Annotated in this window: 23 protein-coding genes; 15 read left to right on the top strand and 8 right to left on the bottom strand. The window is 45.8% G+C overall.

The genetic code is table 11. The features are described from left to right. Window positions 1-64: 64 nt before the first annotated feature. Both CEQ32_RS11890 and yjjX read right to left on the bottom strand, forming a co-directional pair. Window positions 65-994, bottom strand: coding sequence for a bifunctional helix-turn-helix transcriptional regulator/GNAT family N-acetyltransferase (locus CEQ32_RS11890; protein WP_037429474.1), 930 nt, complete (start codon window positions 992-994; stop codon window positions 65-67). Between the two features lie 151 nt (window positions 995-1,145). Further along, on the bottom strand, window positions 1,146-1,685 hold the full coding sequence (gene yjjX / locus CEQ32_RS11885) for an inosine/xanthosine triphosphatase (protein ID WP_037414615.1): 540 nt from the start codon (window positions 1,683-1,685) through the stop codon (window positions 1,146-1,148). A gap of 268 nt (window positions 1,686-1,953) precedes the next feature. On the opposite strand from yjjX, the gene CEQ32_RS11880 reads away from it, so the two are divergent. Then, the gene (locus CEQ32_RS11880) at window positions 1,954-4,521 is read left to right on the top strand and encodes an acylase (RefSeq protein WP_088586080.1); all 2,568 of its coding nucleotides are present in this window, start codon (window positions 1,954-1,956) and stop codon (window positions 4,519-4,521) included. Between the two features lie 448 nt (window positions 4,522-4,969). Continuing rightward, window positions 4,970-6,262 (top strand): HAAAP family serine/threonine permease, encoded by a 1,293-nt coding sequence (locus CEQ32_RS11875; protein ID WP_037414617.1) that lies wholly within the window; start codon window positions 4,970-4,972, stop codon window positions 6,260-6,262. Between the two features lie 58 nt (window positions 6,263-6,320). Here CEQ32_RS11875 and CEQ32_RS11870 read toward each other — a convergent pair whose 3' ends face one another. Next, the gene (locus CEQ32_RS11870; protein ID WP_037414619.1) at window positions 6,321-6,764 is read right to left on the bottom strand and encodes a GNAT family N-acetyltransferase; all 444 of its coding nucleotides are present in this window, start codon (window positions 6,762-6,764) and stop codon (window positions 6,321-6,323) included. 218 nt (window positions 6,765-6,982) lie between these two features. On the opposite strand from CEQ32_RS11870, the gene CEQ32_RS11865 reads away from it, so the two are divergent. Next, entirely contained in the window at window positions 6,983-7,279 is a 297-nt protein-coding gene (locus CEQ32_RS11865; protein ID WP_037429472.1) for a DUF4234 domain-containing protein, read from the top strand. A gap of 162 nt (window positions 7,280-7,441) precedes the next feature. Continuing rightward, window positions 7,442-8,764: a dicarboxylate/amino acid:cation symporter gene (locus tag CEQ32_RS11860; RefSeq protein ID WP_037429470.1), complete on the top strand. Its 1,323-nt coding sequence runs from the start codon at window positions 7,442-7,444 to the stop codon at window positions 8,762-8,764. 68 nt (window positions 8,765-8,832) lie between these two features. On the opposite strand, the gene CEQ32_RS11855 is transcribed toward CEQ32_RS11860, so the two are convergent. Next, on the bottom strand, window positions 8,833-9,249 hold the full coding sequence (locus CEQ32_RS11855) for an META domain-containing protein (protein WP_037429466.1): 417 nt from the start codon (window positions 9,247-9,249) through the stop codon (window positions 8,833-8,835). Between the two features lie 70 nt (window positions 9,250-9,319). Between CEQ32_RS11855 and CEQ32_RS11850 the strand changes: the two genes are divergently transcribed. After that, entirely contained in the window at window positions 9,320-9,550 is a 231-nt protein-coding gene (locus tag CEQ32_RS11850) for a hypothetical protein (RefSeq protein ID WP_037414628.1), read from the top strand. Between the two features lie 15 nt (window positions 9,551-9,565). On the opposite strand, the gene CEQ32_RS11845 is transcribed toward CEQ32_RS11850, so the two are convergent. Beyond that, a complete protein-coding gene (locus CEQ32_RS11845) occupies window positions 9,566-10,579 on the bottom strand; it encodes a GGDEF domain-containing protein (RefSeq protein WP_037429465.1) in 1,014 nt (337 codons plus the stop codon). A gap of 153 nt (window positions 10,580-10,732) precedes the next feature. Between CEQ32_RS11845 and CEQ32_RS11840 the strand changes: the two genes are divergently transcribed. The 3 genes from CEQ32_RS11840 to CEQ32_RS11835 all read left to right on the top strand — a co-directional run bounded on the left by CEQ32_RS11840 (window position 10,733) and on the right by CEQ32_RS11835 (window position 13,199). Further along, window positions 10,733-11,293: a GNAT family N-acetyltransferase gene (locus CEQ32_RS11840; protein WP_088586984.1), complete on the top strand. Its 561-nt coding sequence runs from the start codon at window positions 10,733-10,735 to the stop codon at window positions 11,291-11,293. A 125-nt stretch (window positions 11,294-11,418) separates the two neighbouring features. Next, window positions 11,419-11,991 carry a hypothetical protein gene (locus tag CEQ32_RS23125; RefSeq protein ID WP_226871821.1) on the top strand — a complete coding sequence of 191 codons (573 nt, stop codon included), beginning with the start codon at window positions 11,419-11,421 and terminating at the stop codon, window positions 11,989-11,991. A gap of 35 nt (window positions 11,992-12,026) precedes the next feature. Beyond that, the gene (locus tag CEQ32_RS11835) at window positions 12,027-13,199 is read left to right on the top strand and encodes an EAL domain-containing protein (RefSeq protein WP_240199971.1); all 1,173 of its coding nucleotides are present in this window, start codon (window positions 12,027-12,029) and stop codon (window positions 13,197-13,199) included. A 9-nt stretch (window positions 13,200-13,208) separates the two neighbouring features. Here the strand turns inward: CEQ32_RS11835 and CEQ32_RS11830 are convergent, their stop codons facing one another. After that, window positions 13,209-14,417, bottom strand: coding sequence for an IS4-like element IS10A family transposase (locus CEQ32_RS11830; RefSeq protein ID WP_088585397.1), 1,209 nt, complete (start codon window positions 14,415-14,417; stop codon window positions 13,209-13,211). A gap of 86 nt (window positions 14,418-14,503) precedes the next feature. On the opposite strand from CEQ32_RS11830, the gene CEQ32_RS11825 reads away from it, so the two are divergent. Together CEQ32_RS11825 and CEQ32_RS11820 are read left to right on the top strand one after the other, a co-directional pair. Continuing rightward, window positions 14,504-14,767 (top strand): EAL domain-containing protein, encoded by a 264-nt coding sequence (locus CEQ32_RS11825; RefSeq protein WP_088586079.1) that lies wholly within the window; start codon window positions 14,504-14,506, stop codon window positions 14,765-14,767. Continuing rightward, window positions 14,760-15,101: a hypothetical protein gene (locus CEQ32_RS11820; protein WP_083848334.1), complete on the top strand. Its 342-nt coding sequence runs from the start codon at window positions 14,760-14,762 to the stop codon at window positions 15,099-15,101. Before CEQ32_RS11825 ends, CEQ32_RS11820 begins: the two co-directional genes overlap by 8 nt. Before the next feature lie 6 nt (window positions 15,102-15,107). On the opposite strand, the gene CEQ32_RS11815 is transcribed toward CEQ32_RS11820, so the two are convergent. After that, window positions 15,108-15,557: a hypothetical protein gene (locus tag CEQ32_RS11815; RefSeq protein WP_037429463.1), complete on the bottom strand. Its 450-nt coding sequence runs from the start codon at window positions 15,555-15,557 to the stop codon at window positions 15,108-15,110. Between the two features lie 129 nt (window positions 15,558-15,686). After that, a complete protein-coding gene (metK, locus tag CEQ32_RS11810; protein WP_037414745.1) occupies window positions 15,687-16,838 on the bottom strand; it encodes a methionine adenosyltransferase in 1,152 nt (383 codons plus the stop codon). A gap of 476 nt (window positions 16,839-17,314) precedes the next feature. Between metK and tkt the strand changes: the two genes are divergently transcribed. From tkt to CEQ32_RS11785, 5 genes are all read left to right on the top strand, one after another. After that, window positions 17,315-19,309: a transketolase gene (gene tkt, locus CEQ32_RS11805; RefSeq protein WP_037429460.1), complete on the top strand. Its 1,995-nt coding sequence runs from the start codon at window positions 17,315-17,317 to the stop codon at window positions 19,307-19,309. Window positions 19,310-19,437: 128 nt separating this feature from the next. After that, the gene (epd, locus tag CEQ32_RS11800; RefSeq protein WP_037429458.1) at window positions 19,438-20,454 is read left to right on the top strand and encodes an erythrose-4-phosphate dehydrogenase; all 1,017 of its coding nucleotides are present in this window, start codon (window positions 19,438-19,440) and stop codon (window positions 20,452-20,454) included. Between the two features lie 132 nt (window positions 20,455-20,586). Continuing rightward, window positions 20,587-21,762: a phosphoglycerate kinase gene (locus CEQ32_RS11795; protein ID WP_037429457.1), complete on the top strand. Its 1,176-nt coding sequence runs from the start codon at window positions 20,587-20,589 to the stop codon at window positions 21,760-21,762. A 199-nt stretch (window positions 21,763-21,961) separates the two neighbouring features. After that, a complete protein-coding gene (fba, locus tag CEQ32_RS11790; RefSeq protein WP_011071213.1) occupies window positions 21,962-23,029 on the top strand; it encodes a class II fructose-bisphosphate aldolase in 1,068 nt (355 codons plus the stop codon). Window positions 23,030-23,165: 136 nt separating this feature from the next. Further along, complete coding sequence (locus tag CEQ32_RS11785; protein ID WP_037414718.1) at window positions 23,166-23,903, top strand: YdiY family protein; 738 nt, start codon at window positions 23,166-23,168, stop codon at window positions 23,901-23,903. Window positions 23,904-24,141 lie beyond the last annotated feature (238 nt).

The raw sequence follows: 24,141 nt of genomic DNA, 5'->3' as shown, positions 1-24,141 counted from the left end.
TTTAGCGAAGAATATAGCGGGGATTTACTCGGTTGGCAGACCATCCGTGGTCTGCTAAATGGAATTATTTAGGTTGCAATGGTAATAACATCGGGATCTCACAGGCATCGTGGCCGGTATTTCCTAGTGGTGCGCTCAGAGAGTAAAAACCTAAGTGTTCATAGAGCTTGAGTGCTTCTTTTAATATCGCAGTCGTTTCTAAGTAGCAGCTTTGGTAACCCGTTTGACGGGCAAAGTCGAGAGCGAGTAGTGCTAAACGCTTAGCTAAGCCTTTACCGCGGATTTCGGGCATAAAGTACATTTTTTGTAGTTCACAAATGCCTGCATTATTGGCAAGTGGGGCAATGCCTGCACCACCAACGACTCTACCTTCATATTCAACAACCCAATATTGAGCACCCGCTTGCGAATAAATCTGACTTAAACAATCTAAGGTCGGGTCGGCCACGCTATAGCCTTTATCTGCGGTTAAACCATATTCGGCAGATACATCGCGGATAACTTGGGCTATGGCGGCATCATCGGTGGCTGAGGCTGCACGAATTATGCAGCCTGACTGTTGTTTGGCTTTGTCTATTGCTTGGTTGTACTGCATGAGGGCTTGCTCAATATGGTGGATTTGATCAGAGGTGAGTTGCGCTAAGATTTCTTGAAAAAGCTGATTTTGTTGGCTATTGAGTTTTGCGAGTAACTTTTTACCTGTAGGCGTCAGTTGTACGACAAGGCAACGACTATCCTTAGGGTGCATTTGGCTCTGGGCGAGATGCTTATCGATTAAGTGCTTTATTGCTCGGCTAGCATTGGATTTATCAATGCTTAGTTTACTGGCGAGATCTTTAATGGTTTGCGGTTGATTACCGATCTCAAGCAAAGCATGGGCTTGCACGGGGGAGAGAGGTAAATCACCGACTGCTGCGTTAAGCATGCCTAGATGCCTCACCATATAGCGAGAGAGCTGCCGGAGTTGGCTAGATGAGTCTAAATCATTTGCCATAGTTTAATTAAACGCCTTTACGTTATGCAACGTTGAGCCTGACGAGTATTGCAAGCCGGTGGGCTAGCTAGGCTTATATCGCATAATTTAGTTGCAAGTTACAACTAAATTAGCGGGCTTTACGTTGTTTTGCAATATTTTATTAACAAATTTATGGGTAAATCTCGGGATTTAAAAACGGCGCCATCGCGAGGATGATCGCTTGGGTATAATTGCTTTCACGGGTGGCATGGCCGTGGGTGAGCAGGCCTATTGCGCCACCTTTTTGTTTGATATTGACAGTATTAAACAGTCTATCCATCACATGACCCAGCTCTTCACCCGCTTCAAGTGCCTGATAAACCTGCATCGGCAGCGGTAACAGTGCGCCACGGCCAATGCTTAAGCGTTGCTGGTGAGCAATCGCAATATAGGCAAAGGTTGCTGGGCCAAACTCGAAATGGTCGACGCCGCCTTCCATCGCAAAATAATAATCAGCTTCGGTATGCCGTTGGCAATAGTTAACGCGATTCACTGCACCTTGGCGGGTATCGCTATCTGTCATGGGTTGGGCGGGGACGCCAGAAGGTGCGTCCATGCTGAGGGTTTCAATCTGGGATTCAGGAAACAGCAGCTTCATCGCATTGGTCGCAGCATTCACTTTGACGGGGTTTTTCGACCCAACGATTACCTTGATAATATTTTGTTGCATATAAGTTATTTATTTTGATTTTTAAAGTGGACGCTCATATGGATCATTGCTTAAATGGTCGGAGGTGTCTCGCCTATGGGTTTTCTATTCTGCCATATTCATTGCTATGACTCAGTAAAAACAGCTCAGTAAAAGCAAATGTTTGGGAAGCAAATAGCCATAGCAGAGCATCAGGAAGCGACATGCCATTATTGCTCCTTCAGTAAGTTAGCTGATTTAAGCAGTAAAGCGATGTCATTAAAGGAACCAAAATTAAGAGATAATAATAATGAAATTCAACAAACTCATGATCGCGATGGGGATGGCCTGCGGGGTGATGCTCACAGGCTGTAACGATAGCGAAGATAGTACTCCACCAACCGAACCTGAAACCCAACTGCAAACCTTTGCCCCTAATGGCTTACTCAAAGCCAATATCCGACGAACCACCTACGGCGTACCCCATATCCAAGCCGACAATTTAGAAAGCCTAGGTTTTGGTAGCGGTTACGCACAAGCGCAGGACAACCTCTGCGTGCTCGCCGATGGTTTCATTAAGGCGAATTCCCAGCGCTCTATGTACTTTGGCCCCCATGCGTCGATAGATTTCACCACAGGGCTACCTACCGCCGAAGATAATGGCAACTTAATCTCCGATTTTGCCTACAAAGCCTTAAAAATCCGTGAGCAAGCCGAAGCTAAGTGGCCGCAGTTTAGTGAACGCTCTCGTGCATTGATCCAAGGTTTTACCGCGGGTTATAACCAGTATCTTGCGGATGTGGAGGCGGGCAAACAAACAGCAGAACCTTTCTGTGGCGGCCAACCTTGGGTAAAACCTATCGTGCCTGAAGATGTGGTCACTTATTTGTTTTCCATTGCATTGTTACCCGGAGCGGCTAACTTCCTCGATTTGATTTTCTACGCTAATCCCGGGGATGCACAGGAATATATGCCACGTATCGTGGGTCCAGCGCCGAGCCAAGAGCAGACCGCGTTTGTCAGCGATATGCAGTCTAAATTGATTGCCCGCGCAGCCCGTATTACCACGCCAGAAACCAATCCACGGGATTTAGGTTCTAACGGCTGGGGACTCGGTAAAGACAAGACCGAAAATGGCCGCGGTATGGTGCTCGGCAACCCGCATTTCCCGCACACGGGTAACCTGCGTTTCTGGCAATCCCATATCACTATTCCTGGGCATTTAGATATGATGGGTGGCTCGCTGGTGGGGATGCCTGGCCCGATCAATATAGGTTTTAACAAAGACTTAGCTTGGACTCATACCTTCTCAACTGCTGAGCATTTTGTGATGTACAACCTTGAGTTGGTCTCGGGCGATAGATTGCAATATCTGTTTGATGGTAAGCCCATGCCGATCAATAAAGAGACGGTTTCTATCATAGTGAACGCCGGTCCTGCGGGCATGTTAGTGGCTGAAAAGGATATTTACACCACGGCCAAAGGCCCTATGGTTGAGGCGCCACCTACGCTTGCGCCTTTTGGTTGGGATGATGGCAGTGCCTTTATGATCCAAGATGCCAATATGGCGACAATGGATCCTGTCGATCACTGGCTCGCCATGAACTTAGCGACCAATAAAGATGAATTTCAACAAGCCTTTAAAGATTACGACGGGGTTATTTTCAACAACACTATGTATGCCGATAAAGAGGGCAATGCCTTCTATATCGATGACTCGACAGTACCCGGTTTGTCCGAGTCTGCCGTTGTGCTGTTAAAGACTTCGCCCGATATTAAGGCGGCAAAAGAGAAAGCAGGCTTTACTATTTTGCCGGGTAATACTTCCTTGTTTAGCTTTAGTGGCCCCACGCCCTATGAACGTGCGCCTAAGCTGGAGCGTAGTGACTTTGTGCAAAACTCCAATGACTCCTTCTGGTCAACAAACTTGAATGAGCCCCTGACCTACTTCTCGCCTATGTATGGCCCAGAAGCAGGGCAATTATCACTGCGTACCCGTATGGGATTAACGCTAATGCAGGATGCGGCAGGCAGCGATGGTAAGTTCAATCTCCAAGAGTTGGAGGCTGCCGTATTATCAAATCGTAGTTACTTGGCTGAACTGGTCTTGCCGGCATTAATTGCCCAATGTGAGGCACAAGGCAGTACGCCTGTGGTAGTGTCTGCCAGTTTATCAAAAGATCTCACCTCAGCTTGTGCGGCGTTAAAAGCCTGGAATGGTAAGCAAGATAATGACAGCAAAGGCGGCGCCTTACTGCGCGAATTTGCCCATCAGTTTAATCAAAAGACGATGCTGACCAAGAGATTTGATCCCGCGAATGCGGCGACCACTCCGAATACACTGGCTACCGACGGCAGTGCATTAGTGGCGCTTGCCCATGCGGTGCTGAATTTAGAAGCCGCAGGTTTTGCTTTAGATGCACCGCTAGGTGATGTGCAGTTTGTCGAGAAGTCTCTTCCCGATGGCACTGCCAGCGGAGCGCGTCTACCTTGGCCAGGGAGTCACAACGCTGAGGGTGGTTTTAACGTGTTTTCAACTAGCTTATCAGGCGACGATACGTTAATTCCACAACATAAATATGCGCCTCTGATGGACGTCGTTACAGGCAAAGCCATGGGTTCTGGCTTAACGGCGAAGGGATATCAAATACGTTATGGTTCAAGTTGGATGATGGCGGTGAGCTTTACCGATGAGGGCCCTGTTGCGCGCGGCATACTCACTTATTCTGAGTCGAGCAATATACTGTCGCCTTCGTTTACCGACCAAAGCAATCTGTATTCCAGCAGTAAGAGTTTCCGTCCTTTACTGTTTAAGGAAGCTGATATTGCGCCAGCCGTAGTCTCAACCACTGAGTTGGTGCTGCAAAAAGCCCAATAATGCTGCGCTAGTCGGGTGGTGATTCATTGGCCCACTTAGGTGGGCCTTTTTATTGGGTGGGCTTTTTATAGGTTGTTCAACGTTACAAAATGTAAAAATTTAACAATGCCGCTAGTGATCTAGTTCAAGTTTTTATAGTGGTTGTTTGAGCTTTGTTGTATTTATCGGTTTTTTGCGACTTAACACGTTTTTGTGGCTTTTATCGACGACAGAGTAATGTCGCCATTTAGGCTTAAGGGTAAATTTACTGTACTTTCTTGGTGATTAATTGTGATCACTTTGATGCACCATTGAAAATTTATTACATAAATTCATAGATCTAGATCTCAATCCCAGCTTTATTTGAAATTCCATTACTTAAAATGGTTTTAGATCAACTTTTGCTTAAGCTTTTTCGCTATCCTTACGCCGAATTTTTTATGCGGTTTCACCGTAAGGTAATTTTACTATGCAAAAAGATGCGATCAGTGTTTTAGAAACACCTCAAAGCACGCAAGAAAGCACAACAAGACGCTTACCTTGGACGCGCCAAGATACTACTTGGATGCTGAGTTTATTTGGTACCGCTGTGGGGGCGGGCATTCTCTTTCTACCTATCAATGCGGGTATGGGTGGTTTTTGGCCCTTAGTCTTGATGGCCATCATCATCGGACCTATGACCTATTTGGCCCACCGTGGTCTTTCACGCTTTGTTTGTTCATCGAGCATTCCTGGCAGTGATATTACCCAAGTGGTTGAAGAACACTTTGGGATTGGCGCGGGCAAGGCGATTACGCTGCTCTATTTTTTAGCGATCTATCCGATTGTGCTGATCTATGGCGTGGGGATCACCAATACTGTTGATAGTTTTATCGTCAACCAATTGGGCATGGCATCACCGCCGCGTTTTCTGCTTTCTGGTATCTTGATTTTCGGCATGATGGCCGTGATGGTTGCCGGTGAGCAATTTATGTTGAAGGTGACTCAACTGCTGGTGTATCCGCTGGTAGGGATTTTGGCCTTTATGTCTTTGTATCTTATTCCTGAATGGAAAATGGATGCACTGCAAGTTGTGCCTGAAACCGGCGCCTTTTTAGGCACAGTATGGCTAACCATCCCTGTACTGGTGTTTGCCTTTAACCATTCTCCGGCGATTTCGCAATTTTCGGTTTCCCTTAAGCGCGACCATGGCGGCAATGCCGCACGTAAGGCCGATGTGATCCTGCGTAATACGTCAATGATGTTAGTCGGCTTTGTGATGCTATTTGTGTTCTCCTGCGTGTTGTCATTGTCGCCTGAACAATTGGCCGAAGCGAAGGCAAAGAACCTGCCGATTTTGTCCTATTTAGCAAACGTGCATGATAGCGGTTTTGTCAGTTATTTCGGGCCTTTCATTGCCTTTATCGCGATTGTTTCTTCCTTCTTTGGTCACTATATGGGCGCGACTGAAGGTATGAAGGGCATTATTGTTAAGCAATTACGCTCAAGCAATAAGCAAGTCTGTGACAATAAGCTGAACAAGTTTATCCTCGTGTTTATGTTTGCCACCATTTGGGGCGTTGCGATTAAAAACCCAAGTATTCTGGGAATGATTGAGGCGCTAGGCGGCCCAGTGATTGCGGCGATTTTGTACTTAATGCCAATGTATGCTGTGTATAAAGTGCCGGCACTAAAAGCTTATCGTCACCGTATCAGCAATGTGTTTGTGGTGATTGCGGGTTTACTGGCGATGACGGCGATTCTATTTGGTCTACTCAGTTAAGACTGAGATATATAAGCGGTTTAAATGAAAGGATCGAGCATTGCTCGATCCTTTTTTATTACTTTTCTTCGTACATTAGATAGTAACTTTGCTTCATCCCTAAGGCTTGGTAGGTTTGCTGGGCTGCGAGGTTTTCCTGCTCGACATATAAACGGAAGCTGGCGGCGCCACCATTGGCCTCGGCCAATTGTTTTACTTCAGCATAGAGTCTGCCATAAATCCCCTGACGGCGATTTTGCGGGCGAATATATACGCTCTGGATCCAGTAGTAATCTTTGGCGCGCCAGTCGCTCCACTCGAAGGTAACCATCAGCGAGCCGACAATTTCTCCTTCGATTTCAGCTACCAGATAAAAGCCTTTTTCGGGATGATTAAGTAGGGTATTGACGCCTTTGATAAGCGTGGTTTCATCTAAGGCAAGACCTTCAGTCTCTTGCGCCATTGCCTGATTAAATTGGACTAGGGCGCTAAGATCTTGCACTTTAGCTTTACGGATCAACATTTAACAACTCCTCGGCGGTTAATGGCATTTACCGCTCTTGTGTTTGGGATGACGCTGATGTATCGGGATGAGTTAGGCATACACTGTAGCACGGAACCCCCCATCAGAACGAGTGAGCACAGATCCCTATCGCCCTTTAATTGCGGTTAAATTTTGTACGGCTAAAGTCTAATCTGCTAGGCTTGAATAAGGTTTTCACTAGCAGAAGTGGCGCGATTATGGGATTCGTTAAATCAACTCGTCGGTTTAAACCAATATTCTTACAACCTTATGATGCTCATAAAGATTTTCAAGTTAACCATGGGATGCACTTTATGCTAACTTTAGTTACCTTTGGCTTATGGGGGTTGGTTTGGTGGTATTTGATCCTCAAATCTCAGGGGGAAAATCAGTCACTCTTTAGCGGTTTCGATGATGACTACTGGAGCTACCTTATTGAGCGCGAGCAGCCGCCTGCATCGTTGTATCGTCAACGTTTTGCTCCGTCAGACAATACGGCGCAATTCGAGGCCTAAGCGATGCTTTAGCTGGATTTTGCCGCGGTTGATATCAACGTGATATAGATCATCCTTAAAGTTTTATTGCTTATGGTAGACTCGGCGGCTGGCTAATTGAAGGTTAGTCCCGCCAAGGATAAGGCTTTGCCCTATCATCATTTCAAATTCAAGGTTATAAACATGTCAAAACAAAGGTCATCAGCCTTAGGCCGGATCTGGTCTTCTTGGATGTCAGTGCCCCTGTGGCTACAAATTTTCGTTGGTATGGTGCTCGGGATTCTGGTGGGGGTCACTTTAGGCGAGCAGGCTTCCTACCTAAAACCTATTGGCACGCTGTTTGTGAATACCATCAAAATGCTGATTGTGCCTTTAGTCTTTTGTTCCTTGATTGTTGGTGTCACCTCAATGGAAGATACCGCCAAAATGGGCCGGATTGGTTTTAAATCCTTTGCGTTTTATCTCTGTACGACGGCGATTGCGATAAGCCTAGGCTTAGTGGTGGGCTATGTGATTCAGCCTGGTGCGGGTGTTCCTTTGTTGCAACACGAGGCGGTAAGTACGGCCAAAGAAGTACCCTCGGTGATGCAAACGCTTATTGATATAGTGCCCACCAACCCCGTAGCTGCATTGGCGAGTGGCCAGATCCTACAAGTCATTGTGTTTGCCGTGGCACTTGGGATTGCATTGGTATTGATTGGCGACCATGGCAAACCTGCGATTAAGGTGTTTGAGAGCCTTGCTGAGGCCATGTACAAGTTGACCGATATGGTGATGAAGCTTGCGCCCTATGGTGTGTTTGGTCTAATGGCATGGGTTGCGGGTGAGTATGGCATCGATATGCTATGGCCACTGATTAAAGTCATTATTGCCGTTTATATTGGCTGTATTATCCATGTGTTAGGTTTCTACAGCATAGTGCTGCGCCTATTTGCCAAGCTTAATCCGTTGCATTTTTTTAAGGGGATCAGCAATGCGATGGCGGTGGCATTTACCACCTCAAGTTCGGCAGGCACTTTACCTGCAAGTATGAAATGTGCGAGCGAATATCTTGGGGTAAACAAGAAGATCTCCAGTTTTGTATTGCCCTTAGGCACCACCATCAATATGGATGGTACAGCCCTATACCAAGGCGTGACCGCGCTGTTTGTGGCGCAGGCCTTTGGGATTGATTTAACGTGGGTCGACTATCTAACGATTATTTTAACCGCGACGTTAGCCTCAATCGGCACCGCGGGGGTACCGGGCGCAGGCTTAGTGATGTTGACTCTAGTGCTCTCGACTGTGGGCTTACCCTTAGAAGGTGTAGCCTTGATTGCGGGGATTGACCGCATTTTGGATATGGCGCGAACTGTTGTGAACGTCTCTGGTGACTTAGTGGCGACGACTGTAATTGCCAAATCGGAAGATGAACTCGACGTTGAGCATTACAATGCTGATATGGTGCAGAGCGCCGTGATTGCAGAGCAAAATGCCGCAAACGAAAGTGCTGCGACTAAGAGTTAATCGATCGAGTTAAGATTTGATTCGAATAAAAAACCGCCAATCGGCGGTTTTTTATTATCGATACACTTTTATTTCAGTTGGGTTAACACTAAAACAGGTTTATCGTCGCTGCTGAGTAATGTCAGACGTCCTTGCACTAATTTGGCTTTAGCGACCAGTGGTAGTGCTTGCATGACTTTATGCTCTTGCTGCATCAATGAATCGACACAGGCTTTCATGGTGCTGCCACCAGGGATGATTTTCAGCTCTTGCCCTTGCTGGTTATATTGGCCAAAAAAGTTATTGCAGCTGTTATTGCCAGAAAGCTTACCTTCTGCATCGAAGGTGATTTGAGCTGAGCTGTAATCAACAGTCGGTTGTCCTTGGACTGCTTCAATATGCCAGCTTCCCTGTAATGACACAGTGTCTTGATGGGCGACGTCAGTACTCTGACAAGCCGTTAAGCCAAAAAGTAATGCGCTTAATAGAAATGTTTGTTTTAACATTGTCTCAGTTCCTTTTTCGATATTCATGGCAATAGTGTACAAGTTTAGCGAGAGATAAAAAGAGGTTTATATGCAAGATAGTATTAAAAGCACTATGAATTTGTTGAAGTTTTTACATTGGTTAGGGGTTTTGATGTTAGTTTGTGGACTTGGGTTTTATATGTTGACTCAATGGAGTCTAGAAATCAGTGGGATGTTATTGATCGCAAGCTTAATTGGCTTAGGCTTAGTGTTGATGTCACCTTATCCTGTGGTGTTATTTATCCAATGGGCGAAGCGTCAGGATGAGTTGCCAAAATAATAGCGTTTGCGACTTTTACAACTCGGCCGAGTCTGCAGCGGGGTTGTTATAAAGCTCGGCATTGATCCCTTTTGCCTGATTACTGCTCGATTGTGTTGGCTCTTGCAACATAGATTTTAGTTTACAGCGAGCATCTTCCATCATGGGCGCTAACTTAGCCGTCGATTCAGGGGTAAAGAAACTGTAACTGGAATCGAGTTTAAGGTGATGATTTTGCTGTTCTAATTGTTTTTCGACCCGCTTTATAATGTGCAATATATCGCGTTCGCTATCGACAAAGGCTAACACCACAAACTGAGTCGCGCTGAAATGGGCTGCAACATCGGCTGTGCGAATGGTATCTTGAACCAAATTACCGAGGAGCCTGTGATGTTTCTCTTCTAAGCGTTTTTCCGGCGAGTCAGCTTCAATCAATTCGAAGAAAAGAATCCCCGCATGGGCGCCAAAGCGTCGTCCAAGATTGAGTTGCCTAGGAGCCATCATCATAAAGCCGTAATGGTTGAGCATGCCGGTCTCTTGATCGCGCATTGATAGCGATTCGATTCTATGGTTTTGACATAACAGGGATAATTCCTGCTGAAGCAGGATTTGGAAAGGTTCAAGCATGGCGCTGTTGCTTAAAGGATCGGCCATATGGGGGTTTAACACGCATAGTGAACCAAATTGACTGCCATCTGGCCATGCAATAGGGCGGGACAGAATGTATTGAATTCCGTCAAAATCTCTTGGAAGTTCATCGAGCATAAAGCGGCTTAAATTGAGATAATCTCCGTCTATGTTGCTATTTTTTAATGCTTCAAAGAGCGGGAAGTTATTTGGAAAAAGCGTGCCAGAAGTAAAAAGCGGCGTTTCGCTGACAGAACTGACGATCACTTCAAAACCCGATTGCGTTATCTGTAATACAAACACGTGGGTAGCGCTGTAGTAACTTTTTATTAATTCGCATTGTTGCATCCAACGACCTAAATTGACTTGAAGTAGATCGTTGTCAAGCACACTGATTTGGGGATTGATAGTCTCTGGCAGCATAAAATGGCGAGTGAATGACCTACAATTCAATAAGTGTGGGAAACAATAGCGTTATTAGCAAATTTTTTCCTAAAAGATAAAGTCTTTAGTATTTATTTAAGTATACTGACGCGCTTAAAATCTAGCGATAAGCTCAACTTGGACATACCTCTGATGCAAACGCGATTAGCAACTAAACAAGATGTTGATATATTGGCCGCGTTAGAGCGCCAGCATCTCAATGATGAGTTAATGTCTAATGGTGTCAATTTGGAAGGGCAAGCATTTAATCGTAATGAATTAACTCAGCTAATTGATAAGCATTGGATTGTGGTCGCTGAAATTAACGGACGCATTATAGGTTATGTGATTGCGGGACGTTGGTCGTTTTTTGAGACCTGGCCAATTTATCGCAATTTGTTGAAAAGATTGAATCGAATCAATGGCGATGGTTCTCAATTAACGGTGCAAAACAGCTGCCAATACGGTCCTATCTGGGTTGATAAAGCATATCGTGGCCAAGGCGTTTTTGAGGCACTTGTTACTCGCATTTACCGAGAAGCTGCGCCTAGTTTTACTTATCTGGTGACGTTTATAGCTGATGAAAATGAGCGTTCTTTGGCGGCGCATACTCGTAAAGCTAAAATGCAAGTTGCAGATTTTTTTACTTTTTCTGATAGGGATTATTATATTATGAGTGTTGATATTCGCTCATATGCACTCGCTCATCGTTAACTCGTTTTCCCGCCATATTTTACGTTGTTCTGCTTTCAAAAATCAGTATTTTTTAGGTTGATTGTGTCCTAAAAGATTGATCGACTATGTTTTATTAAATAGTTGTCAATAATAACCCTGATATCATGTTTGAACTTCGAAATTTTCTGGACAGAAGTTTTCTTATCTCTGTACGTGAGTCCTTTATCGCGTTACTGCCATTTATTCTTGTTAACTCACTACTATCACTGGTTATAGCGTTATTAAGTAGTTGGATCCCGGAATGGCAAACAACGGCATTTTTTTATGGCTTAACATTTTTTTCTGTGCAGCTTGCAAAGATATTTCCGTTGCTTGCGCTTATTTCTCTTTCCTTCCATTTTGCCAAATATCTTCAGCTTTCAGCGATTGTTGTGTGCTCAATCTCCTTTAGCATCATACTGGCTTTGCATGTGCCAACCACAGAGGAAGTACTTAGCATTGATTATGTTGATGTGGTTTTAGGTGATCCTCGGGTGGTTTTATTACCGATTTTAACGGCATATCTATTGCGCATATTGGTTACTTGGCGATGGCTAGACTTAGTAAAAGGAAAAGCATTGAGTCGATACTTAAAACAGCATCTGAATATTTTTTTGCCAGTAGTTATTTGTTTTATGGTTATATTGATGCTTGTTACCGAAGCATCTGCCTTACTTAGTTGGTTTTTTCGCCACTAATTGATACTTTGCAAACCGCTAGTATTGGGATCCAATTGTTTATCCGTATTTTATTAACCCATGTGCTCTGGAGCTTCGGTGTGCACGGTGATAATGCATATCTACTATTAATTGGTGTCGATAATGGCTTGACTGAGGTTGTACCTAATCTAACCGCGAGTCAATTTATGGATTTGTTTATTCTTTACGGTGGCAGCGGGGCGACGTTATCGCTCATTATTGCTATTTTCATTAGTTCTAAAGACAGTGCAACACGCCATATTGTTAAGATTGCAACGCCCTTTGCATTTTTCAATATCAATGAAATATTGATTTATGGTTTACCTATTATTTTTAACCCTAGATTATTATTGCCATTTATACTCTCGCCCATAGTGAATTTTATATTAGCCTATAGCGCCATCAGTATAGGTATTCTAGAATTTGATGCTCATAGCTTTCCTTGGATAACACCTCCATTTATTAATGCTTATATGGCGAGTGGGCATTTTAGTTCTGTGTTATTTCAATGTTTTTTGATAGCTATCGGTGTGTTGATTTATCTACCATTTGTACAGCGATTTTCTTTAATGAGTGAACACTATGAGTTCGATCGTGAGCTTATAAAAAGGATTCAATTTCAAGCAGATATTGAGCTGATGAATGAAACACATTATCTAAAAAAACAGTCAGAGTCTTTAAAGGCTGAAATTAATTTAGAGAAAACCATCAAAGAGGTGTTAGCCGGTGAATTGCAGCTTCACTATCAACCTAAGATTGCTTTAATTGATGGTAAAGTGGTTGGATTTGAGGCGCTAATTCGTCTTCGGGATGAGTATGGGGCCTTAAAAGGCCCTTATTTTATTGATGCGTTTCAACGTGCGGGCTATTCCCACATTATTGATCGTTTTGTAATTAATACCGTTGCAGAAGATCTTGCTCGTTGGGCATTAGAGGGCTTTTTTCCTAAGGTCAGTATCAATATTGACCCAAATAACATCACCGATAGTCAATTATTAGCGATTATGAATGATAGATTAGGTAGTGTTGCTCATCAGGTCGAAATTGAGATGTTAGAATCGGCATTCATGTTGGATATAAGCCGCATTGATAGCAGTATCAAACAGCTTAAGCAGTGTGGTTTCCGTTTTTGGTTGGATGATTTTGGTACTGGGTTTTCGAGTTTAAGTCTACTGAGTCGAATCAATGTCGATGGTATTAAGCTCTGAAGGATCCCCTCATAAATCAGCCATAGCATAGCCATATTTGAGCAACTGATTGGCGAATAATACCCAGGCCGCCAGCAATTCTTTCTCCGTGATTTGATAATCAGGCCGCCTGAGCACCTCCAATCCCAAGCGAATCGTTGAGAGTACCGTTCGATGCCCAATGGTATTGGCCTGAAAATGCTTATCCCAGCCCTGTTGCTGTGCGTGTAAACCAACTAGCCACAACAGGCATTGAACCATCAACGCTATCAGTAGGATGATGTCGAATCGCTCTGGACTGTTGGTACGACTTTGGCGTAAGCCAAAGCCGTATGCCGGGCTTTTGAGGTCACGAAAGGTTTCCTCTATTTGCATACGTTTGGCGTACAGGTTTACCAGCTGCTTTGGGCTCCGAGATTCTGGTGGTAAATTGCTGGCTAACACCCAAGGCTCTTTCGCCGATGTTGAGTACGTTTTTGCCGATGGATGGTGGCAATTAGTCCTCGTTGAACGCTGATTTGTACGCCCCTTAGGTTTGCTACGATAAAGCGTGAGATGGCAATTGATAGGGTTAGTTTTGGTCAAGGTCTTACAACCCAGGCTCTTCGCTTGACCGTTGGCCAAGTCATGTGTACTGCGAACTGCACGCCAATTTTCAGCGCCAATATCTGCAAATTGAACTGTACCGCGAATACGGCTTAGCCAAAACCAACCATGCGCCTCAACCTCTTTGTACCAAGGCACTTTGAACCCCGCGTCAGTCACGATGAGAGGGGTAACATGCAAAGGTAAAATCTTGGCTAAGTCCGCTAAAAAACCGTTGTGGGAGGCCTTAGAGCATTGTTCTGATAGGGGATAGGACTTCTCATACAGGGTAATAGAGCGGCCATTGAAGGCTATTGAGGCGCGCAGAGCCATGATGCGTTTATGCTCTCGGATGTCTGACCAATCGACGAGCACAATCGGCATAGGGTTACCAGAACAGATGAGGCGGGCATGCCATTGGTAGACAGCTAACCGTTCTTGATGCAGATGCGTGTTGCCGAGCAAACGATCAATGCGCTTGATGTTGTGCTTGGTTCGGGCCGTGGTTGGTAAATTTCGACCTAACTCAGTCAAGGTCAGTGTCTTACATTCAATCAGTGCCTTAGAGGCCAGCATCAAGCTGTTTAATCGTTTTAGGTGAAGTTCTGGGCAGTATTGGTGTAAAGAATGTTGTAGGATATTGGCTTCGCGCATCTTGTTGTCCAAGTGTAGTTTTTAGCGAAACCATTTGATCATGCAACAAGATGCGCTTCCACTCTAATTTGATGATTTATTTGTAAATCATCAGGGGATTCTTCAGTATTAAGCTAGATCGCAGTATTCTCGCCAATGCCAGTGAGCCTAAAGGTCGTACTTTATATCTGCAAATTTGCAAGCTTTGTAGTAGTTTAGGTTTTAGCTTGACAGCTGAGGGGGTTGAAACCCGTGTTGAAGCCGAGTTTGTAAAAGAAGCTGGTGTTGCTTATGTGCAAGGTTGGTTATATGCCAAGGCAATGCCAGGACCCGATGCTAAAGCCTTTTGGTTGGAGATAAATGGTGAGTAAATCCTTGGTCAATATCTTGTTGGCTAACTATGCCCAGACTAGTTTATCGGCGTGGGACAACCTGCGCGTATTATTATCCGAGTGTGCCTTGCTGCAATGTGAGGCCCGAGGATTTGAAGTCGATTGCGACGATAGTCGCCCCCATTATTGGTTACAGATTGAAGATTGTTGGCTCGATTGCGGCCGCACCAATGCTTACAGTGCGGCTATAGTATGTTTAACGCCCGAGGTCGTTCAAGGTGCAAGGATAATTGGCGAACAAGAGTGTGCACTGTTATCCGCCGCGCAGATAAATCTGCTGTGTATGCAAAACGCCCATTTTGACCATTGTTAATCTGGATCACAGGATTAACCATTTCCCCGTCGGGTAATTTCCTTGATAGCCAAAAGGAAGCCGTCCCTGCAAGTACCAGGCTAAACGTTCTTGTGTGAAGTCGCATAGCGTGACTTCGGCTAACAATAAGGTGGCTAAGGTTTCGGCATCATCTGCGACTAGTGCGCAAATCTCGGCAACGGGCATTATTTTCCACGTTTCCAGATAGGCGGTTTTCGCTATTTGAGCGACGATTTCGCTAGAGACTTGGGGCTTTAATCTGTCGGCTTGTTGATGGTCGCTAACACATAAGCTTTCATAGGGTTCAGTGTAGGGCGGTTCGAAAAAACGGTCGGGATCCCTTTCAAGGCAAGTGGCTATGTCTTCTAGGCTACCTAAGGTGTTGGCCATGGGCTCGTAATGGCCCACTTTGTTCGCCCAAGAACAGGATTGGAGTTGTGCGATTAACGGCTTCATTGAGTCTCTGTCTTTTGCATAGAGTAAAAGCCATCTTGCTGAGAGGAATGGAGTTAGGCAATACATCCTAAGCATAAAAAAACCGCCATTAGGCGGTTTTTTCTTGTAAAAGCATGAGCTTAATGTAGATTACAGACCTGCATCGGCGCGCAGTGCGTCAGCTTTATCCGTCGCTTCCCATGGGAACTCGCTGCGGCCAAAGTGACCATAAGCGGCTGTCGCTTGGTAAATTGGACGAGCTAAGTTCAACATCTCAGTCAGGCCGTATGGACGCAGGTCGAAGTGTTGACGGACTAACTTGATTAAGACTTCTTCAGATACTTTACCCGTACCGAAAGTCTCAACACTGATAGAAGTCGGTTCAGCTACACCGATAGCGTAAGACACTTGGATCTCACAACGGTCTGCCAGACCCGCTGCTACGATGTTTTTCGCAACGTAACGGGCAGCGTAAGCAGCACTACGGTCAACTTTTGATGGGTCTTTACCAGAGAATGCACCACCACCGTGACGCGCCATACCACCGTAGGTATCCACGATGATCTTACGACCGGTTAAACCACAGTCACCCATAGGACCACCGATCACGAAACGGCCAGTTGGGTTAATGAAGTATTTAGTGTCCTTGCTCAGCCATTGTGCTGGCAGAACTGGTTTGATGATGGTTTCCATCACGCCTTCAATCAAATCCGCTTGAGCGATATCAGGGCTGTGTTGGGTAGACAATACGATCGCATCAATACCAACAATCTTGTTGTCTTCGTAGGCGAAGGTCACTTGGCTTTTCGCATCTGGGCGTAACCATGGCAGGGTGCCATTTTTACGCACTTCTGATTGACGCTTCACTAATGCGTGGGCATAAGTAATAGGTGCTGGCATCAGAATGTCAGTCTCGTTGCTGGCATAACCAAACATTAAACCTTGGTCGCCGGCACCTTGCTCTTTTGGATCTGCGCGGTCAACACCCTGGTTGATGTCCGGTGACTGTTTACCAATCGCGTTTAATACGGCGCAAGAATCGGCATCGAAGCCCATATCTGAATGGATATAACCAATTTCACGAACCGTTTTTCGGGTAAGCTCTTCAATATCAACCCAGGCAGAGGTGGTCACTTCGCCACCTACTAATACCATGCCAGTTTTGACATATGTTTCGCACGCAACGCGCGCTTTAGGATCTTGGGCCAGAATCGCGTCTAGCACAGCATCAGAAATCTGATCTGCAATCTTATCGGGATGACCTTCTGAGACCGACTCAGAAGTAAACAAGTGCTTTGCCATAGTAGGAAAATCTCGTCGTTAGCAATCAAACGTGTAGAAGCATCTACATCTAGACGGCTATTTTAGTGGAAATTCATCGCCATGACACCCCCAAAGCTAAATATTTCTGTACTTAGTGAGGTAAATCTCAGCTTTAAAATTTGAACTAAAAAGCGTTTAAGTTAATTAACTTTTTGAAAATTATAATTAAAAACTATAATCACTCTCTGCAAACCGTTGGGTAAACTTGGAATCGTTGCTGTTTTCCCATCACGGACTCTTTAAGGTTAATGACACTGAGTGATTGTCATTGCGAGTTTAGTACGATGTTTTGGCTTGAATAGTTCATCTTTAAGCTATTTTTTTATCGTAAAAAGTCCCATTGGGAGTGCGAAGACAAGATTGTGGTGAATTTTCGTTTGCGTCGCTTCGCTATGTAGGGGAAAATATGCATCCAAATTGCCCGCTAGACCCCCACAAATTAAGCAGGAGAGAGCATGCCTTCCCGTAAAGTACTCGCCAACGCAATCCGTGCGTTAAGTATGGATGCAGTTCAAAAAGCAAACTCAGGCCACCCTGGCGCCCCAATGGGCATGGCAGATATTGCGCAAGTGCTGTGGAATGATTTCCTTAAGCACAATCCGAACAATCCGAAATGGGTAGATAGAGATCGTTTTATCCTCTCTAACGGTCATGGCTCTATGCTGATCTACTCTTTATTACACCTCACGGGCTACGATCTGCCAATGGATGAGCTGAAGCAATTCCGCCAGTTACATTCTAAAACCCCAGGTCACCCAGAATATGGTTACACCCCAGGTGTTGAAACCACCACGGGTCCATTAGGTGCGGGGATCAGCAACGCTGTGGGTATGGCGATTGCAGAAAAAACCTTAGCGGCACAGTTTAACCGTGAAGGTCACGAGATTGTTGACCACTACACATACTGCTTCCTCGGCGATGGCTGCTTGATGGAAGGTATTTCCCACGAAGCGTGTTCTCTGGCTGGTACCTTAGGCCTAGGCAAACTGATCGCATTTTGGGATGACAACGGCATCTCTATCGACGGTCATGTTGAAGGCTGGTTTACCGATGACACGCCAAAACGTTTCGAATCATACGGCTGGCATGTGATTGCTAACGTAGATGGTCACGATAGCGATGCGATTCGCGCGGCTATCGAAGCGGCTAAAGCGGTCACCGACAAACCAACCATGATCTGCTGCAAAACCATTATCGGTTTTGGTTCGCCAAACAAATCTGGCAGCCACGATTGCCACGGCGCGCCATTAGGTGATGCGGAAATCGCCGCGGCCCGTGAATTCTTAGGCTGGCCACATGCGCCATTCGAAATTCCTGCCGACGTATACGCTGGTTGGGATGCTAAAGAAGTGGGAGCAGCCCGTGAAGCGGCATGGAACGATAAGTTTGCCGCTTACGCGAAAGCTTACCCAGAACTGGCTGCTGAATACGAGCGCCGTGTACTGAAAGGTGAATTACCAGCCGATTTCGAAGCCAAAGCACAAGCCTTTATCCAAGAATGCCAAGCCAAAGGCGAAGGTATTGCGAGCCGTAAAGCGTCACAAAACGCGATTGCAGCCTTTGGCGCTATGCTGCCTGAACTGTTAGGCGGCTCAGCAGACTTAGCGGGTTCTAACCTCACCTTGTGGGCAGGTTCTAAAGGGATTCAAGACGATCCAGCGGGTAACTACGTGTACTACGGTGTGCGTGAATTCGGTATGAGCGGCATCATGAACGGTGTGTCTCTGCACGGTGGTTTCATCAACTACGGCGCGACTTTCATGATGTTCATGGAATACGCACGCAACGCTGTACGTATGTCTGCACTGATGGGAATTCAAAACATCTTCGTTTACACCCATGACTCTATCGGTCAAGGTGAAGACGGCCCAACTCACCAACCCGTTGAGCAATTAGCTAACCTGCGTATGACGCCAAACATGGCGGTATGGCGCCCATGTGACGCGGCTGAAACCGCAGTAGCGTGGAAAGCGGCTATCGAACGTCGCCATGCTCCAACATCACTGATCTTCAGCCGTCAAAACCTGAAGGCTCAAGCACGTACTGCTGAGCAATTAGCCAATGTGGCAAAAGGCGCTTACGTACTGCAAGACTGCGCGGGTACACCTGAGTACATTCTGATCGCTACTGGTAGTGAAGTGCAATTGGCGGTAGAAGCTGCTGCGGCCCTGACTGAACAAGGCAAACAAGTTCGCGTGGTATCTATGCCATCAAACACTGAGTTTGATAAGCAAGATGCTGCTTACAAAGAATCTGTACTGCCAAAAGCCGTAACTAAACGTATTGCTATCGAAGCGGCCCATACTGACTTCTGGTACAAGTATGTTGGTTTCGAAGGCACAGTTGTGGGCATGACTACTTTTGGTGAGTCTGCGCCAGGCAACGTGCTGCTGAAGCACTTCGGTTTCACCGTTGAAAATGTGCTGAACGCTGCAAAATCACTAGGCTAATTGTTTAGGTGATGGGATTACCGACAAAAGGTTAAACTTTTGAAAGGTTAATCTGTATAATGCGGCCTGCAATTGTTTGCAGGCCGTTTTTGTATATGCAGTATTGTTAAGAGGAAATAAAGACCTCAATGATCCGAGTCGCAATCAATGGTTATGGTCGTATTGGCCGCTCAATCCTTCGTGCTTTATATGAGTCCGGAAAACGCCAGCAAATCCAAATTGTCGCAATCAATGAGTTGGCTAAGCCTGAAGCCATTGTCCATTTGACCCAGTACGATACTACCCACGGTCGATTTCAGCCCAGAGTCAAATTAGTCGATGATCAGATGCTGATCGGCGATGACGCCATCAAAATTCTCCATGAACCTGATCCAGCCAAGCTACCTTGGCGCGAGATGGACATCGATATCGTCTATGAAGCGACAGGTGCCATTTTAGATCGACAAAGCTGCGAGGCCCATATCCACGCGGGTGCCAAACAAGTCTTAATCAGTCATCCTTCATCGGCCGATGTCGACGGCACAATCGTTTACGGTGTGAATCAAGAATTACTGCGCGCCGAGCATACAGTGGTCTCCAATGCCTCTTGTACCACCAACTGTATCGTGCCTGTGATTGATGTACTGGATAAACACTTTGGTGTGAAAAGCGGCGCGATTACCACCATTCATTCGGCGATGAACGATCAGCAAGTGATTGATGCCTATCATGATGACTTACGCCGCACCCGAGCTGCGGGTCAGTCAATTATCCCTGTTGATACTAAACTTGCCCGTGGTATTGAGCGGATTTTGCCGCACATGAAGGACAAATTTGAGGCGATTTCGGTGCGAGTGCCGACGATTAACGTTACCGCTATCGATCTTTCGGTAACATTAGATAAAACAGTGGATATTGCGACCGTCAATCAAGTGTTAGAATTGGCCGCCAATGGACGATTTAACGGCATCTTAGGCTATACTGACGAGCCGCTGGTATCCTGTGATTTTAACCATGATCCGCGCTCCAGTATTGTCGATGGCACCCAGACTCGGGTGAGCGCAGGGCAGTTGGTTAAACTGTTGCTGTGGTGCGATAACGAGTGGGGCTTTGCCAATCGCATGTTAGATACCAGTTTAGCGATGATTGCAGCTAAACAAAGCTGAAGATAAGAATTGATACCAATGGGTTAAAGCGTAGTGGCCAATTCGACGGGATGTCGAGTGCCGAATCGCCATCTACACTAACCGATTGATGAAAAACCAGTTTGTTTTTTGATTATAAAAGGAAGCGTTACCATGGCAATTATCAATATGTCAGATTTAGATCTCCAAGGTAAGCGAGTGCTTATTCGTGAAGATCTCAATGTGCCTGTCAGCAACGGCGTCGTCACCAGTGATGCACGTCTGCGTGCCTCACTCCCCACTATCGAGTTAGCCCTTGCCAAAGGTGCAGCGGTGATGGTGATGTCTCACTTAGGTCGTCCAACCGAAGGTGAGTACAACAGTGAATTCTCCATGCAACCTGTAGTCGATTACTTGGCCAAAGCCCTGTCTTGCACCGTCCGTTTAGCGACCGACTATTTAGACGGCGTTGAAGTTGCGGTAGGCGAAGTGGTTGTGTTTGAAAACGTTCGCTTTAACAAAGGCGAGAAGAAAAACGATGAAGCGCTGTCAAAGAAAATGGCAGCCTTATGTGATGTGTATGTGATGGATGCTTTTGGCACGGCTCACCGCGCAGAAGCCTCAACGAATGGTGTTGGTTTACACGCCCCTATCGCCTGTGCTGGTCCATTACTGGCCCAAGAGTTAGATGCTTTAGGTAAGGCGTTAGATAATCCTGCTCGTCCATTAGTTGCGATTGTTGGTGGCTCTAAAGTGTCAACTAAGCTGACCGTATTAGAAAGTTTATCCGGCATTGTGGATCAATTAGTGGTTGGCGGTGGTATCGCCAACACCTTTATCGCTGCGGCGGGCCACAACGTGGGTAAATCCTTATACGAAGCGGATTTAATTGATGAAGCTAAGCGCTTAGTGGCGAACGCCCAAAGCCGCGGTGGCGATATTCCTGTGCCTACCGATGTGGTTGTGGCGGGTGAGTTTAGTCCAACGGCTGCTGCGACCTTAAAAGCAGTGAGTGAGGTTGGCGATAGCGACATGATTTTCGACATCGGTCCCGACAGCGCCGAAGCGTTAGCGAAAATCATTGAGTCTGCTGGCACTATCGTATGGAACGGTCCTGTGGGCGTGTTCGAATTCGACCAATTCGGTGAAGGCACTAAGCGTATCGCGCAAGCTATCGCTGATTCTAAAGCCTTCTCTATCGCTGGCGGTGGTGACACCTTAGCGGCGGTCGATAAATACGGTATCGCCGATAAAGTCTCTTACATCTCTACTGGTGGTGGTGCTTTCCTCGAGTTCCTCGAAGGTAAAGAGTTACCCGCTGTAGCTATGTTGAAAAAACGCGGTGCCTAACATTGAGTTAGGTATTGCGCTGTCGCGGCACTGCGCCGCGACAGCACAAAAAATGATAAAAAATTATAAAAAAAACCGCTCCTTCTCTAAAGGGATTTACACATCACTAGAGCGATTGAGCATAAAAATCCATCCAAACGATAGCGACCTCGGTGACCCAGCGTTAATGTGAAGTCACCCTATTATTGGAGTTAAAAAAATGGCGTTAATTTCCCTACGACAACTACTCGATCACGCGGCAGAACATGGATACGGTGTGCCAGCGTTCAACGTAAACAACCTTGAGCAAATGCGCGCCATCATGCAGGCCGCAGAAGCCACCGACAGCCCTGTTATCGTGCAAGCCTCTGCGGGTGCGCGTAAATATGCGCGTCCACAATTCTTAAAATACCTGATGACGGCTGCACTTGAGCAGTATCCCGATATCCCAGTTTGTATCCACCAAGACCATGGTACTGACCCTGATATTTGTCAGCGTTCTATCCAATTAGGTATGTCATCAGTAATGATGGACGGCTCATTAATGGCCGACGGTAAAACCCCAGCGTCTTACGAGTACAACGTTGATGTGACTCGCAGAACTGTTGCATTCGCCCACGCGTGTGGTGTGTCTGTCGAGGGCGAAATCGGTTGTTTAGGCAGCTTAGAAACCGGTACTGCCGGTGAAGAAGACGGTGTGGGCGCTGAAGGCGTATTAAGCCACGACCAACTGCTGACCAGCCCAGAAGAAGCGGCACGCTTCGTTGCTGATACCCATGTTGACGCGCTAGCGATTGCAATTGGTACCAGCCACGGCGCATACAAGTTCAGCCGTAAACCAACGGGTGATGTACTGCGTATCGACCGCATCAAAGAAATCCATGCCCGCATTCCTAACACTCACTTAGTGATGCATGGATCTTCTTCTGTGCCGCAAGAATGGCTTAAGATCATCAACCAATACGGTGGTCAAATTCCTGAAACTTACGGCGTGCCATTAGAAGAAATCGTTGAAGGTATCAAACACGGCGTGCGTAAAGTGAACATCGATACCGACTTGCGCTTAGCGTCTACTGGTGCGGTACGTAAATACTTGGCCGAACACCCAAGCGAGTTCGACCCACGTAAGTTCCTGAAAGCCTCTATGGAAGCGATGGCAGACATCTGTACCGTTCGCTACGAGGCCTTTGGTTGTGCGGGTCAAGCCTCTAAGATTAAGCCTTTGTCTTTACAAGCAATGTACAAAGCGTATCAATCAGGTGCTTTAGACCCTAAGATCAACCTGTAAGCCTTAAATCACTTTTCAAAGCCCGCTGATTAGCGGGCTTTTTTATGCAAAAAATCGATGAATTTTTATTTTTCAATCGTAAATGTTAGTATTACGCAGATTTTTAGGGGATTAAACGGAACAGGAACGGATAAACATGAAGAAAGTACTGACCGCTGCACTATTGATGACGGCGCCATTTATGGCGAATGCGGGAGCCGATTTTGTTAAAGGCGATAAAACATTCGCGGGCGAAGCCGAGCTAGGTGCAACCTTAACCACAGGCAACACAGATACCTCATCTTACAAAGGTCGCTTAAACTTCAAACACGAATTAGGTGATTGGGAAAACCAATATCTTTTAGAAGGTTTATATAAAGAGGATACTGGCGAGGTTACGGCTAAGCGCTATTTAGCGGGGGCACAAGGCAACTATAAGATGACTGACCGCAGCTATCTATTTGCTAACGCTAACTACGAAGTTGACCCTTTTACCGGTTATGACTACACAGTATCTGGCGCGACGGGTTATGGTCATAGGCTCTATGACACCAGCAAGACTTTCTTAGATGTTGAAATCGGTCCCGGTTATATCTATCAACGCCTCGATTCAGAGCAAGCTCTGTTAGAGGGCACAGATTCCAATGACAGTGTGGTTGCCCACGGTGTGATTAACTTCGAAACTGAAATCACAGAAACCTCAAAATTCCAACAGCGTTTTGTCGCCGACTATGGTGATAAATTAGATGCGCGTTCGGAAACCTCACTCACTGCGAATATTATTGGCGCCTTGGCAATGAAGTTTGCCATTATCGTGCGTTATAACAGCGAGCCGCTGGACAATAAAAAGAGCACCGATACCGAAACCAATATGACCTTGCTCTATTCGTTCTAATCAATGTGATTGATATCAACATAAAAGCACCGAGAGGTGCTTTTTTATTGGCTGTTTTTAGACTAACTTGAAACAAAGTTAGTTAAATCTTTATTAGTTTCGCCTGTAGTTATACAAAAATTAATGTTGTAAGTGCCTTTGGTTATCGGGAAATACATAGAAAGTTGCGTTTTATCAAAATTTACAGAACCCGAGCTATGGTAATTTGCGAACTGATTTCCCTTGCAGAGATGAATTT

Origin of the sequence: Shewanella sp. FDAARGOS_354, assembly GCF_002209245.2 — a bacterium.
Classification (GTDB): Bacteria; Pseudomonadota; Gammaproteobacteria; order Enterobacterales; family Shewanellaceae; genus Shewanella; species Shewanella xiamenensis.
Note: the sequence above shows the minus strand (reverse complement) of the source record. Positions and strands in the feature narration are given on the sequence as shown.